The sequence below is a fragment of the Streptomyces sp. NPDC088762 genome (genome assembly GCF_044750905.1).
In the GTDB taxonomy this organism is placed as follows: Bacteria; Actinomycetota; Actinomycetes; order Streptomycetales; family Streptomycetaceae; genus Streptomyces.
The window spans coordinates 1-12,047 of the sequence record NZ_JBIVKT010000034.1; the positions used below are offsets into that span (position 1 = coordinate 1).

14 protein-coding genes are annotated in these 12,047 nt (G+C 70.6%); all 14 read right to left on the reverse strand.

All coding sequences use genetic code 11. The annotated features are described in order from the left end of the window. Positions 1-76: 76 nt before the first annotated feature. The 14 genes from ACIP5M_RS35865 to ACIP5M_RS35930 all read right to left on the reverse strand — a co-directional run bounded on the left by ACIP5M_RS35865 (position 77) and on the right by ACIP5M_RS35930 (position 11,568). Positions 77-1,336: a tyrosine-type recombinase/integrase gene (locus ACIP5M_RS35865; RefSeq protein ID WP_401205304.1), complete on the reverse strand. Its 1,260-nt coding sequence runs from the start codon at positions 1,334-1,336 to the stop codon at positions 77-79. A 74-nt stretch (positions 1,337-1,410) separates the two neighbouring features. Continuing rightward, positions 1,411-1,647, reverse strand: a complete 237-nt coding sequence (locus tag ACIP5M_RS35870; RefSeq protein ID WP_401205306.1) for a helix-turn-helix transcriptional regulator — start codon at positions 1,645-1,647, stop codon at positions 1,411-1,413. A 155-nt stretch (positions 1,648-1,802) separates the two neighbouring features. Continuing rightward, entirely contained in the window at positions 1,803-3,056 is a 1,254-nt protein-coding gene (locus tag ACIP5M_RS35875) for a DUF3631 domain-containing protein (protein WP_401205309.1), read from the reverse strand. Between the two features lie 352 nt (positions 3,057-3,408). Continuing rightward, a complete protein-coding gene (locus ACIP5M_RS35880; protein WP_401205311.1) occupies positions 3,409-4,347 on the reverse strand; it encodes a bifunctional DNA primase/polymerase in 939 nt (312 codons plus the stop codon). A gap of 79 nt (positions 4,348-4,426) precedes the next feature. Then, positions 4,427-4,606 (reverse strand): hypothetical protein, encoded by a 180-nt coding sequence (locus ACIP5M_RS35885; protein WP_401205314.1) that lies wholly within the window; start codon positions 4,604-4,606, stop codon positions 4,427-4,429. Positions 4,607-4,618: 12 nt separating this feature from the next. After that, positions 4,619-5,101: a hypothetical protein gene (locus ACIP5M_RS35890; protein WP_401205317.1), complete on the reverse strand. Its 483-nt coding sequence runs from the start codon at positions 5,099-5,101 to the stop codon at positions 4,619-4,621. Positions 5,102-5,322: 221 nt separating this feature from the next. Then, a complete protein-coding gene (locus ACIP5M_RS35895; RefSeq protein WP_401205319.1) occupies positions 5,323-7,452 on the reverse strand; it encodes a hypothetical protein in 2,130 nt (709 codons plus the stop codon). Next, a complete protein-coding gene (locus tag ACIP5M_RS35900; protein WP_401205322.1) occupies positions 7,452-9,053 on the reverse strand; it encodes a hypothetical protein in 1,602 nt (533 codons plus the stop codon). The genes ACIP5M_RS35895 and ACIP5M_RS35900 overlap by 1 nt, the downstream gene beginning before the upstream one ends. An 85-nt stretch (positions 9,054-9,138) precedes the next feature. Then, the gene (locus tag ACIP5M_RS35905; RefSeq protein WP_401205325.1) at positions 9,139-9,390 is read right to left on the reverse strand and encodes a hypothetical protein; all 252 of its coding nucleotides are present in this window, start codon (positions 9,388-9,390) and stop codon (positions 9,139-9,141) included. Between the two features lie 25 nt (positions 9,391-9,415). Beyond that, positions 9,416-9,751, reverse strand: coding sequence for an RRQRL motif-containing zinc-binding protein (locus ACIP5M_RS35910; RefSeq protein WP_401205327.1), 336 nt, complete (start codon positions 9,749-9,751; stop codon positions 9,416-9,418). Further along, a complete protein-coding gene (locus ACIP5M_RS35915) occupies positions 9,751-9,978 on the reverse strand; it encodes a hypothetical protein (protein WP_401205330.1) in 228 nt (75 codons plus the stop codon). The genes ACIP5M_RS35910 and ACIP5M_RS35915 overlap by 1 nt, the downstream gene beginning before the upstream one ends. Further along, entirely contained in the window at positions 9,975-10,979 is a 1,005-nt protein-coding gene (locus ACIP5M_RS35920; protein WP_401205333.1) for a DUF2637 domain-containing protein, read from the reverse strand. Before ACIP5M_RS35920 ends, ACIP5M_RS35915 begins: the two co-directional genes overlap by 4 nt. Beyond that, a complete protein-coding gene (locus ACIP5M_RS35925) occupies positions 10,976-11,302 on the reverse strand; it encodes a DUF6303 family protein (RefSeq protein WP_401205336.1) in 327 nt (108 codons plus the stop codon). The genes ACIP5M_RS35920 and ACIP5M_RS35925 overlap by 4 nt, the downstream gene beginning before the upstream one ends. Continuing rightward, a complete protein-coding gene (locus ACIP5M_RS35930; protein WP_401205339.1) occupies positions 11,299-11,568 on the reverse strand; it encodes a DUF6284 family protein in 270 nt (89 codons plus the stop codon). Before ACIP5M_RS35930 ends, ACIP5M_RS35925 begins: the two co-directional genes overlap by 4 nt. Positions 11,569-12,047: the final 479 nt, after the last annotated feature.

Sequence of the window (12,047 nt, forward strand, 5' to 3'; positions counted from 1 at the left end):
GTAGATGGAGTGTCGCAGTCCATGAGGTCTGGAGCCCTGGCCAGCAGGTTTCCCGGGAACCAGGGCCCACTTCCCCCTACTGGGCCGTCTCGGGGCCGTGATCATGGTCCGGAGGGGCCCCGAAGAGGCCGTCTACGGCCTTCCGAGTCCGCCCCTCACTGCTCGGCATCAGGTGCGTGTAGGTGCGCAAAGTGAAGCCCGGATCAGCGTGGCCCAGGTACTGACTGAGCGCCCGGATGCTTTCGCCCGCGTCCAGCAGGACCGACGCGTAGAAGTGCCGCAACGCGTGCATCCCGTGCTGCGGCGCAGAGGCGTAGCGCTCTCCCTCCTCGGCCGGCGGGATGATTCCGGCGACCGCGAGGGCGGGCTTCCACATGTGGTCATTGAAATGGCTGACCCGGACGAAGCTGCCGCCGGCGCCGCAGAAGATGAGCGACTTCGTCACGGGCGGCCCGTCCGGCGTCCGCCAGGGCAGCGTGACGGTGACGGGCGGGTTCAGCTTGGAATGCGCGACGAGCGCCGCCGCGACAGAGCGGGGGAGCGGCACGGAGCGCGTCTTGCCGCCCTTGGGGAGCGCGAACACATACTTCCCCCGGATCCGCTTGAGCTGGTGCTGCACGTGGACCCACTCGCCTTCGTAGTCCAGCTCCTCTACGTCGAGGCCGAAGACCTCACCTTGCCGGAGGCCGCACCCGCTCGCGATGTCCACGGCCGTACGAAGGTGCGCGGGCAGGGCCGCCCGCACCGCGAGCACCTGCGTGGGAGCCCACGGCGTGACGCGAGGCTGTCCGGGCTTGGGGATCTGGACGGATCGGGCTTGGCACGGGTTCTTGGCGATCAGTCCGTCATCGACGGCGGCGGAGAACGCTGCCGAGACGGTCCCAAAGATGATCCGGCGATGCGACGAGGCGGGAACGCTCTTCTCCAGCTCACCCAACCACGTACGGATGTGGCCCGGCTGGAAGGCGGGCATCGGGCGCGTGCCGATGTATGGGTAGGCGTGCAGCCTCAGCCGCCGCTCGGCAGCCTCTCGACTGTTGATTTCCGTGGTGTGGGTGGCCACCCACTTCTCGGCGAACTGCTGGAAAGTGATGCGGCCGGCGCGCGGGTCGATGTACTGGCCGCGCGCCATGTCAGCGGCCGTCTCGTTGAGCCACTTCTCGGCAAGCCGCTTCTGCTTGTCAGGGAAGGACTTGGACTTCTCGGTGCCGTCAGGGCCGACGTACCGGGCGCGGTAGCGCATGCCGATGCCGTACCGGTCGCTCTTGACCCGTACGGCCTTTCCGTCGGCGGTGGGCTGGGTCTTGTACCAGCGGTCTTGGATGTGGCCTGCCACGTGTGGTGCCTTTCCGGGCGTACGGAACGAGGGCGGCCCCTGGTGGGGCCGCCCTCGGTGGTCGTGATGTTGCATCAGGCGGCGTTGCTGATGTCCGCCTGCATCTGTTCGGCGATCCAGCTGTGCACGGCGTCGGGGTCATAGCGGACGTGCTTGCCGACGCGGAATCCCGGCGGGCCGGTGCGCTTCTTGCGCCACTGGTAGACGGTCTCCAGCGAAACGTCGAAGAGGTCAGCGATGTCGTCGGGCGTGAGGTATCTGTCAGGGAGTCCGCGCCGGAGGGTGGCGCGAGGATCGGAAGCCGCTGGCATGTGCTCTCCTCGTGGTCCAGCCTTCTGGGGGATCCGCAACATCCGCCACGCCGCAACATGGCTGGTCAGCGGCTTGGGTTTGTGGCGGATCGGAATTCTGTGGCGGATAGGTGCCGCCACACGCGGGTATGGCGGCATCTGCGTTGCGGGGACGGCTATCCGGCGACGGGGAAGAGCGGTGTGGCGGTTTCCGCGTGCGTGTGGCGGATGTCTGTGGCGGTATCCGCCACAGATTCACCCCTCCTGACCTGCGGTGTGGCGGATGTTGCGGCTGTTGCGGACTTGAGAGGGGGCGGGGGGCAGTAGCGTTCCCAGGCGTCCGCGAGGTCTTCCGCGTAGTAGCCCTTGGGTGTGCCGGACGCGGTGCGGATCCCGCGGGGCTTGATGGGCTTGTTCCCGGGAGTTACGTACTGGCCGAGAAGCTTGGACAGAGTGCGGGGGTTCAGCGGCTTGTCATCCAAGTCGCCCCACGGCCCGTCGTCCATCCGCAGCAGGCATTCGAGGATGACGGCGGTGGACAGGCGGTCGGCTCCGCAGAATACGGAGTCGCGGAGGTCGGTGAGCAGCCGGACACCCAGGGAGGACTCGTCGTTCTCCCGTGCCGCGGCGACCAGTTCCACGCAGGCGGCGCGGGCGCGGGCGGGCCAGTGTCCGCCAGCCGCATCGGCGACGGCGAGCAGGGGCTCCCACACGTCGGCCGGCCGGTCGGTCACGCCGTCGGGCATGGTGGGCCAGGCGCCGGTGACGCGGTCGCGCACGGTGTCGGCCCAGGCGGCGAGGCGGTCGCGGAGCGCGTGGCCTTCCGGCTGGTTGATACGTTCGCGGTAGGGCTCGATCGTCTCGTTGGGGGCGCGCTTGCGCATGCGGATGATGACTGAGCGGGTCAGGATCGTGTCGGGAAGGGAGCCGAGGCCAGCCATGGCTACGGCGCAGTAGGAGGGGAAGCCCTGCACGGTCTGGTTGGACCCGTCGCCCACGCACCGGTACATGAGCCGTCCGCGACGGTGTCCGGCGTTCAGGAACCCTCGGAGCTGCTCGTTCTCTCCCGCCTTGGGCCCGAATACGGTGTCGATCTCGTCGAAGAGGATCGTGGGCCGCTGCCCGTCGATTCCCGAGACGGCGCGGAAGAGCGCGGACGGCGACGCGTCCACGGCGGCCATCCGGTTGGGCACCAGCGTCTCCACGATCTCCAATGCCCGGGACTTCCCCGATCCCGGTTCGGGGGACAGGAACGCGATACGCGGGGTGGAGTCGAAGGAGTCGAGCAGGTGCGCGTGCGCATCCCAGAGGACCACGGCCACGTACGCGGCCTCCCTTGGGAAGATGTTGAAACGGCGGTGGAAGGCCTCCACCTCATCGAGCAGGGCGGCCCCGTCGATGGACGCGGTGGGCGGCGTGTGGTCGCTCATCAGGCGGCCTTCCCTTCCTGAGCAGGGTTGATCTGGGGGCAGAGGAGGCGGTGCTGTTGGTGGTCAGCGATCAGCGCGAGGGCGCGGGTCTGTCCAACGGCGAACAGGTTTCGTCCGCAGGCGCACCGTGATCGGACGGACGGGGTGACACCGCGTCCGGGGGCGTTGATGTGGAGCCAGGCGACGGGGCGGCGTCCGTCGTCGGCGCGCGGGTTAGGGCGAACAGATGAAAGGACGCCTTCGGCGACGACCTTCGGCGCGCCACTGCCGTCCGGGGCGGGGGCCGGTTCGGCGGGGCTGATTCCGTCGGGACTCCTTGTAGGGCTCTTAGCCGGGGGGTGTTCGCGGGCAGTCATGCCGTCCTCCGGCCGGCGGGGTTGTTGCGGATGGACCAGTTGAGGGCGCTGGTGATGGCGGAGCGGTACTCGTACGGCTTGAGTCCGGCGGCTTCCGCCCCCCGGCTAAGAGCCTGCTCGACCTCATCGCGGTCGAGGTCGCCGGACGCGATCAGCCGCCCCAGGGCTCGGGCGGCCCTGACCAGCGCCTTGTTCCGGTGTCCCTCGGGCGCGTCAGCGACGTTCTTCTCCTCGTTGCGGATGGCCGCGTCGGCGTAGGAGGCCCTCCGGCCGCCACTGTGAGGCGCGGAGGAAGGGGCGAGGGGGCGGGCGGTGATCCGAGGCGGGGCGGTGAGCTTCATCTGCAACCAGGCCGGAAGCGGGGCCACGGGCCGGTCGTCCGTAACGCTGTAGGCGCCGGCGGGGGTGATGCTGCCGGGGGCGACGATGTACCCGCCCCAGGCGCGGGTGTCGATGTGCCGTCCGAGGATGTCCTGGGTGCTGCGCATCGTGGCCCCGGTCGGCGCGGTGAAGTACAGGTGAAGGCCACCGGACGGCGTGGTCACGGTGTATGTGGGCGGGACCTGTTCGCCGGTGGCCTGGCAGAGGGCTTCGAGGATTTGGGCGCCGCTGTGGGTGCCGGGCGGGTCGGTGGGCTTGGGCGGGTCGAGGTCGATGACGACCAGCCCGGCCGGGCCGGTGGCCAATCCCACGTTGTAGGGGGCCGTGGCCCAGGCGGTCCGGATGCGGTCGGGGTCGGTGGTGGCGCGCTGCTCGGGCTTGGCGTGCCCATCTGTGCAGGCGCCGGTGCGCGGGCACTTCGTCTCGCCGTGCAGCACGGGCACCTTGGAGCCGGGACGGAGCGGGAACACGGGCCAGCCGCGGGCGGCGATGCTGAGGGCGTCAGCCAGGAGCTGTACGCGGCCATCTCGCCGATTGGGGGCGGGTTGGGTCATGCTTGTCTCTCCAGTTCTTGAGCGTGCTGGAAGAGGGCGGCCCCGTTCATTGGCGTGAGAGGGGGCCGCCTTCGTCGTGTTAGTGGCGGGTGTGGTCGGTGGCCAGGTCGGTCAGGCGCTTGGCTTCGGCGGGGGTGACGGCCCGGTAGCGGACGCTGACGCGGCATCCGGGGTGGGGGCAGCGCACGGTGTGCTTGCCGGTGAGCAGGGCGATCGCGTCGGAGATCAGCTCCGACAGCGAGGCCGGGTCCTGGTTCATGGGGTGGGCCTTTCAGCGGTTGTTGAGGGTGCCGGTGGCGCGGCCGAACATTCCGGAGGCGGTGATGTTCTGGGTGACGTGCTGCACGGGCGCCGCACCGCGGCTCGTTCCGCGTCCGGTGCGGAGGATGAGTGGGGCGAGGGTGCCGGCGGCGATGAGGGCGATGGCGGCCCAGAGGGTGTCGGTCATGGCGATCAGTCCCGGGGCGGCGTAGGAGATCCCGAACCCGGCGGCGGCGATCCCGCCGCCGACGGTCGGGGCGAGGAGCGCGGTCGTCTTGGCCCATGCGGGGATCGGCTGGGCGGCCGGAGCGGGCACCGGCGTGGCGGGCTGGGTGTAGGCGAGGGTGCGGTAGCCGCCGGGCAGGGTGACCATCTCGACCCCGGGCGGGAGTTCGGCGGGCAGCATCAGCGGCTGCCGGATCGCGGTCGGGTGGTAGATCGGATCGCCGTAACGGGCGGGGTTGGTGGTGCTCGGCTGGGTGGGTTCATGCACGACTGGGCTCCCTCGTGAGCGCGGGGAGCACACCTAAACGTTGAGGTGTGCTCCCCGCGGGGCTTGTCGTCTGGCTTGTCGTGTCTCTTGTCGCCTGCTTGTCGTGTGGCTTGTCGCTTGTCTTGTCTTGTCGCTTGTCGCCTCCCAGGTCAGAAGCTGTTTTCAAGCTCTCAGGGAGCCGGGGGCGGGCTTCTTTCAGTTGGTGGTGACAAGCGGCAAGGTCAGTCCTCGGAAGGGTCTTCGGGTGCGTGTCGGCGGTGGACGTAGCGGGTTTTGGTGCCGGTCCCGATCCGGATGGCTTCGCCTTCCTCGGCCCAGGTCTTGAGCCATCCGGCGACGGTCTGGCGGGTGGTGCCGTATCGGTCGAGCTGGCGGGCGATCGCGGAGGCGCCGGTGCCCTCCGGTCCGGCGGCGATCAGGAGGGTGAGGGCGGCCTGCTGGGCGGCGTTGTCCTCGGCGCGGTGCGCGGACAGGTTCAGCCCCGACCGGACCGGCGCCTCGGTCTCGGGGGCGGTGTCTCCCGGTTCGGGGGCGGTGGCGAACTGGGCGTCGATCTCCCGCCGGAACTGCTCGGCCAGCGCGTCCTCGTCCGGCACGGAGGGAGCCGCGGGGGCGGTGGTCGTGTTGCGGTGGGCTGAGAGGTTCAGGCCCCCGCCTGACGGGGCCGCCCCGTTGGCGGCCGGGGTGCCTGGCTGCGGGGTGGGGTCGGTGCGCTGGTGGTCGTTGATCCAGGCGGTGCGCGAGGAGTCCCAGCGGCGGGCGTAGTCGGGTCCGGCGGCCTTGGCGGAGATGGCGTCGAGGTAGGGGTGCCGGTCGGAGGTCGCGTGGACGATGTCGCGGATCTGGTTGGGCAGGATCCGCCACGTTCCGAAGAGGGCGGCCGGGGATTCGGGAGTGCCCATGAAGCCGGTGCCCTTGTGGGGTGCCTGCTCGATCCGCAGGCCCGTTCCGCCGGGGAACAGCTTGGACAGGTCCATGCCCTCGGTGGACCCGCCGGTCAGCGCGACGCGGGTCTTGGCTTCGCGGCGGATCATCATGTTGCCCAGAACGGATCCGGTGGCACCGAGTGCGGTGAGGACGGTGCGGATGCCCATGGCGCGAAGCATCCGGATCACTTCAAGGATCTTCTTGGCCAGCTTGCGCTTCTCGGGCTCGTTGCTGACGAGGATCTCGGCGCCCTCGTCGACGACGAGCATGATCTGCGGGATCTCCCGACTGATCGGCAACAGGTCGGTGTTGGCCTGGGCCATGAGGTCCTGGTAGGCGCGCTTGCGCTGGAGACCGACCCGCAGGGCCGCATCCAGCATCAGCTCGGCTTCCTCGTGGGTGGCGGCCAGCCAGTCGATCCCGGGCCGCACGACCTGGCCCGTCACGCCTTCCATCGCGGGCCGCACCCAGGGCAGGCCGGCCGATCCGGCGTTGAGGTCGATGACCCAGGTCAGGATGTCGGTGGCGCGGGCGAACCCGGCCAGGATGACGTGGACCATGTTCGTCTTGCCGGAACCGGTCGGCCCGACGACCAGTGCGCACTGCTCGCGGAGGTAGGTGAGGATCGCTTCGGCGTTGGTGCGGTAGCCCCACGGGGTGCCGGTGTGGATCGACAGGGGGCTGTAGTCGGCCGGGTAGGGCACTTCGGCCGCCAGAACGTTGACCGTGGTCACGTCGATCAGGACGCGGCCCTGGTCGATGCCGGGTGAGGCGGCGGCGGTGCAGCCGTGCGGTAGGCGGGCATCGGCCGAGAGGCGGGCGTTCTCGCGGGCGATGCGGTCGTAGGTAGTGCCGCCCGCGGGGAGTTCGGCGTCGATGGTGAACCCGGTGTTCGTGGGCCACATCTCGACCGCCAGCACGCGGACGGTGATTCCGCACACGCGCTGGATCCGCTCCACCCACTCGGCGGCGATCGCCCGCCGCTCCGCAGACAGTTCGCGGGCGACCTGCCGTTCCGCGGCTGCGAGCGCTTCCAGTTCGCGGGCTTCCTCGTACAGACCTACGGACCGTGCCGCGGCGCCCATGCCGACCCCGATCACGGCCAGCGATCCCAGGGAGGTCCAGGTCAGGGGGCCGGTGGCAAGGGCCCAGGTGGTCCAGCCGGAGCCCAGGAGCCAGGACGCGGCGCGCGCGCCGATGGTGCGGGCGGCGAGTTTCTGGCGCAGGCCCGAGGCGGTGTGGCCGATCGCGCCGACGGTTCCGATGGCGAGGGCCCAGCTGGGGGGCATGTGGGCGAGGGTGCCGGCGGTGGCGACCGCGTAGGCGCCGGTCGTCGCGGACAGGGCGCCGGTGATGGGTCCGTGGCCGGCGGCCCAGTCCAGCGCCAGACCGTTGTGCGTCACGGTCGAGGTCTTGGCAGCCATCAGACGTTCCAGCCCTTCTCGGCCTCGTGGCCGTTGCGGGGGTCCTCGAAGCGGGCGATGTCCGCCTCGTGCGCCTTCCGGAACGTCGGGCCCAGCTCCTCGGAGAACTGCACCGAGTTCGTGAACACGGAGTAGAGGTCGGAGAGCATGTCGGCGACGACCTTCTCCAGCGGGAACTCGTTGTCGGAGCGCTCGGCGAGGATCCGCAGGATGTTCGCGATGGCCTGAAGGGCCTCGGGGAGACCTTCGAGCATGGCGAGGATCTCCATGCAGTTCTCGGGCTCGTAGGACTGCGCGGCCTGCTCCATCTCGGCGGCCAGTTCCTCGAACCTGAACCCGGAAACGTTGCTCACAGCATTAGCTCCTTGGCTGGTGGGTGGTGCGGGAACGTGCGTGGTGGGACGGGCGGCGTGATCGCCGATGTGCTCGTTGTCCTGCTCGTGTTCGGCTGACGCCTGCGCTTCGGCGGCCTCCTCGTCGGCGGCGAGCCGCTCGTTGATCTCGGCGTCCCGGGCCTCACGCGCCGCGCGGGCCCGGCCGAGCAGGAAGCGGTAGAGGCGCCGACCGGGATGCATCAACCAGCCCCAGCCGAGCTTGCGGCCCAGCGGCGTGGTCACCATCCCGAGCACACCAAGAGCGCCACCGGCCAGAGCGGCCAGTGCCCGGCGGGCCTGAAAGCGGGCCGCTGACCTCAACAGGGCCTTCCGGGCACCCCTCTGGGCAGGGGCCTTGAGCTGCGCGACCCGCTTTCGGTGCGCGGCTGTCTGCACCGCCTGGCGACCGGCGGCGACCGCCCGGCCGGCGTTGCGGTCCCGTAGGGAACGGGCGGCGCCGACGGTCCTGTCGCGGGTGGCGGCGGCCTTGGCCATGCCTTTGGCGAGGGTCCGGCCCGCCGGCCCCCGGGCCTTCGCGCCCGAGGCGGTGGCCCGCTCGGCGGCCTTGGCCGCCCGTCGGCTATCCGCGACCTGCCGCCGCGCCTGCACCGCAGCCGTACGGGCTGCGGCTCGAGTCGGGGCCTGGGCTCGGGTCTGGGAGCGCAGGGCTTGGACCTGACCGGCACGGCCACCGGCCAGGCGACCGGCGGCCTGCGCGGCACGCTGCCGAGCCGAAGGCCTGCTGCTCGTGCCCCCTCCGGCTCCGGACCGGCCACCGGCACGGTGACCCTGACCACCTGCGGCCTTAGGGGTTCGAGCTCCGTTGCCACGGCTGGTACGCGGCGCAGTGCGGGACTGTGCGGGGATCCCGCCCAAGAGCCCACGCCCCCCACTCCCGCCCGCGGTGCGGCCGCCAGCGACTGCGGCTTTGGCCGCCTTTTTCTTCTTGCCGTTCCTGGCCTTGGTGCGCTGATGGGCGGCGACGGTGCCGAGCACGGCAGCACCCGTCATCGCGACAGCAGCTGCGACCGGGCCGCCGGTCAGGGCAGCTGTGGCCAGCAGGCCCGCGGCCGTGTTCGTCCCGGACAGGGACAGCGGCACCACGGGGAATCCCCCTGCGGTGTGCTCCACCTCCTTGGACGGGGAGGTGCTGTCGGTCTCGGTCGTGGCCGGGGCGGGGGCGGTTTCTTCGGGTGGAGCCTGCGGTTCGGTGACGGTCTCGGTCATGCTGAACGTGCTCCCTTCGGGGCGTGAAAAAAGGGGGCCCGGCCGACGCTGTAGGAGGTGGGCGGCCGGGCCCCGCTGCGGCAGGTCAGAGCGCGTTGGGCTCCAGGGCGAAGTACATGACGTTGGCGTGGGAGAGCTCCGGGTGCTGCCTGGTGATCTCGGCCCTGATACCCATGAACACGTCGTGCCGGGTCGAGCCGGGGGGCGGAGTGAACGTCCCGTACTGCGTGGCGGCCATCCGGCCGGGCAGCTCCAGGGTCATGACCCAGTGGTGCGAGCCCTGCGATGCCGGAGCGGAGTTGTCGGAGTGCGAGGTCTGCGTGGTCTGCGAGGACACGTAAATCTCCTTGAAGGTGTCGAGGTCAGGCGGCGGGACGCGGAGAGTCCGCGCACGGGGTGCACATGCCGAGCGAGGCCGCGATGACGTACCCGGCGTCTTGGCGGCAGGACGGGCACCAGCGGCGGGCCGCATTGGCTCGCGCCAGAGCCGCGGCCCGCCGCTCGGTCATGGGACGGACGGGCTTGGCCAGGTCGATCCGGTAGAGGAACGCGACCAGCGGGCCGCGCCGGCGGCGGGGCCGCTCCAGCGCGGCCGCAACGTCCTGGCCGCCAGGTCGCAGACCGGCAGCGCGGAGCTGTCGGCGGGTGGCCAATCCGTCTGGGGCCAGGTGCCAGGAGTAGACGGGCAGGGTGGCCATTAGCCGAGGTACTGGTGGGAGGCCCGGCAGTGGTTGGCGTGATCGTTGGCGGCCCGCCGGGTGAGCAGCACGCCCTCGGTCATGGTGGAGCGGTAGCCGCATCCGTGGCAGTACCAGGAGGAGCTGGTACGGGTGCCGGCGAGGTCCACGGCGGCGCCGGTCTGGTTGTGGAAGCGGATCAGCAGGCTGTCCGGCTCGACGGGGCTGGTGTACGGGGAGAGCTTCACTGGGTGGCTCCTTCCAGGGCGGGGGCGGTGTTCGCGTCGCGCAGTTCCTGGTAGCGGGTGGAGGCCCAGCCGACGGACCAGCCGGTCAGTTCCGCGGCGACCCGGACGGCGAGTCCGGCGTGGAAGGCGGCACGGACGATGGCGCGGGCCTGGTCCTCGGGAAGCTTCTCGGCCGGCGGTCCGGCGGACAGCAACGCGGTACGTTCACGCTCGATGCGTTCCTGTTCACGGAGCTGTTCACGGCGTTCACGCTCGGCCCGCTGCTGGGCCTCCAGTTCGCGTTGCTGCGCGGCCTGGCGTTCAAGGCGTTCACGCTCGGCCTGCTGCTGTTCACGGATCTGTTCACGGCGTTCACGGGCCTCGCGCTCCGCACGCTCGGACGCCTCCGCCCGCGCCTGTTCGTCGCGGCGGATACGGTCCTGGCGTTCGGCCTCCTCGCGGATGAGGCGGGCTTCATGTTCACGCTGTTCACGGGCGATGGCCGCTTCGTGCTCGCGGCGTTCACGGGCCCGCTGTTCGCGGGCGTCCTCACGCTCCTGGACCGCTTTCGCCCGGGCTTCCGCCCTTGCGTGCTGCTCGGCTTCCAGGGCCCGCACGGCGGCTGTCAGGGCACGCCGGTAGGCGAGTCCGGCCTCCGCCGTCACGATGAGGAGGATGGGGGCGACGGAGTGGATGGCGACGCCGACCAGATCCCCGGCCAGGGCGGATGCTCCGATGTTGAGGGCCAGGGTCATGGCGCCGGTCATCCACCGCAGGGCCACCGGCCACGCACCGCCGTGCCCGCCAAGACGGGCCAGAACGGAATCGAGGCGGACCACGATGACCACGGCCGCGTCGACCACGAGCGGGAGGATCGGCGCCGTCCACACCCACGCGCCGGGGGTGTGGGCGGCCATCAGCGGGGTGACCGTGAGGACGGAGTAGAGCATCGCCCCGCCCACGATCAGCCACGTTCCCACGGCCAGCGCGCGTTCCGCTGAACGCATGTGAACGCTGTTCATGCCGCCCCGCTTTCCAGCGACCGGACCTTGACCGCGCCCAGGAGGAGGACGCGGGCCGGGTGGGGGTGGTAGTCAGGGCCGGTGTGCTCCGTCCACTCCCAATCGCCGTCCTCGGCGAGCGTGAACCCGAGGCAGGCCAGGGCCGCCTGGCGCTGGGCGACGGTCGGGATCTCGGTGGACGTGGGCCAGGTGAAGGTGGGCCATTCGCTGACCAGACCGGTCATGGCCACGTACAGCTGCCAGCACGGTCCGTCCATCCTTACCGGCGCGGTGGTACCGCAGCAGCGCAGAGACAACTGCGCTCCGAAGATCTGCTTGCTCATGCCGCGTCCCCCGACAGCGTCGTGCCGACGGTGCGGTTGGCCAGCTCGCGCCGGGCCGCCAGGATCCGGTTGTGGGCCCGCCGGATGCGGCGGGCGTCGAACTCGGACGCCGGCCGGTCCAGCAGCGCGATCAGCGCGTCCAGCAACTCGACCTCGGCCAGGACCACGAGCATCTCGGTCTCGATCGCGTCCAGCTCCGCGTCCGACGGCTCCAGGCCGTCCGACCACGGGGTAACAACGTCGTGAAGTGCAGCGATGGACTTCATGGGTCTTGCTCCTTCGAGAGAGGAACGGGACTCAGCAGCCCTCGGCGCGGGAACGCCGGGGGCTGCACTGCGATGGGGGTGAAGCGGGAAAGAACTCCGGCTCCCCTCAACCCCGTCCGTACGACGCCTGGGCGCCGGACGGACGAAGGAGGCACCGGCCGCCGCAAGCCGCGGGGGCTAGGTGACGCGAAGGGCAGCACCGCCACGTCGGTCCAACGTGGCGGCGGCCAAAGGTCTTAAACGGATCACTTCGAACCTCCAAGTCGGATGTGCACAGGTCTCGCACTGCAAGGGGGACCGATGTCCCCACCCTCCGGCCGTTGCTCGCGGTCGCCGGGCCACCTCGCCAGTACGGGCCGAAACCCTGTTTTCCCTGGCCTTTAGCGGGATTGCAGCGTCCCCGCCCTCAGCTGTTCGACAGCTCGTTGCAGGCATCCATGCAGGTCAGCGCGGAGTAGCCGCATTCACTGCATGAGATA

What these genes read in the sequence shown, in the direction of transcription:
- ACIP5M_RS35870 (WP_401205306.1), bottom strand. Translation starts at nt 1,647, where the DNA reads ATGCCAGCGGCTTCCGATCCTCGCGCCACCCTCCGGCGCGGACTCCCT.
- ACIP5M_RS35875 (WP_401205309.1), bottom strand. Translation starts at nt 3,056, where the DNA reads ATGAGCGACCACACGCCGCCCACCGCGTCCATCGACGGGGCCGCCCTG.
- ACIP5M_RS35880 (WP_401205311.1), bottom strand. Translation starts at nt 4,347, where the DNA reads ATGACCCAACCCGCCCCCAATCGGCGAGATGGCCGCGTACAGCTCCTG.
- ACIP5M_RS35885 (WP_401205314.1), bottom strand. Translation starts at nt 4,606, where the DNA reads ATGAACCAGGACCCGGCCTCGCTGTCGGAGCTGATCTCCGACGCGATC.
- ACIP5M_RS35895 (WP_401205319.1), bottom strand. Translation starts at nt 7,452, where the DNA reads ATGGCTGCCAAGACCTCGACCGTGACGCACAACGGTCTGGCGCTGGAC.
- ACIP5M_RS35900 (WP_401205322.1), bottom strand. Translation starts at nt 9,053, where the DNA reads ATGACCGAGACCGTCACCGAACCGCAGGCTCCACCCGAAGAAACCGCC.
- ACIP5M_RS35910 (WP_401205327.1), bottom strand. Translation starts at nt 9,751, where the DNA reads ATGGCCACCCTGCCCGTCTACTCCTGGCACCTGGCCCCAGACGGATTG.
- ACIP5M_RS35920 (WP_401205333.1), bottom strand. Translation starts at nt 10,979, where the DNA reads ATGAACAGCGTTCACATGCGTTCAGCGGAACGCGCGCTGGCCGTGGGA.
- ACIP5M_RS35925 (WP_401205336.1), bottom strand. Translation starts at nt 11,302, where the DNA reads ATGAGCAAGCAGATCTTCGGAGCGCAGTTGTCTCTGCGCTGCTGCGGT.
- ACIP5M_RS35930 (WP_401205339.1), bottom strand. Translation starts at nt 11,568, where the DNA reads ATGAAGTCCATCGCTGCACTTCACGACGTTGTTACCCCGTGGTCGGAC.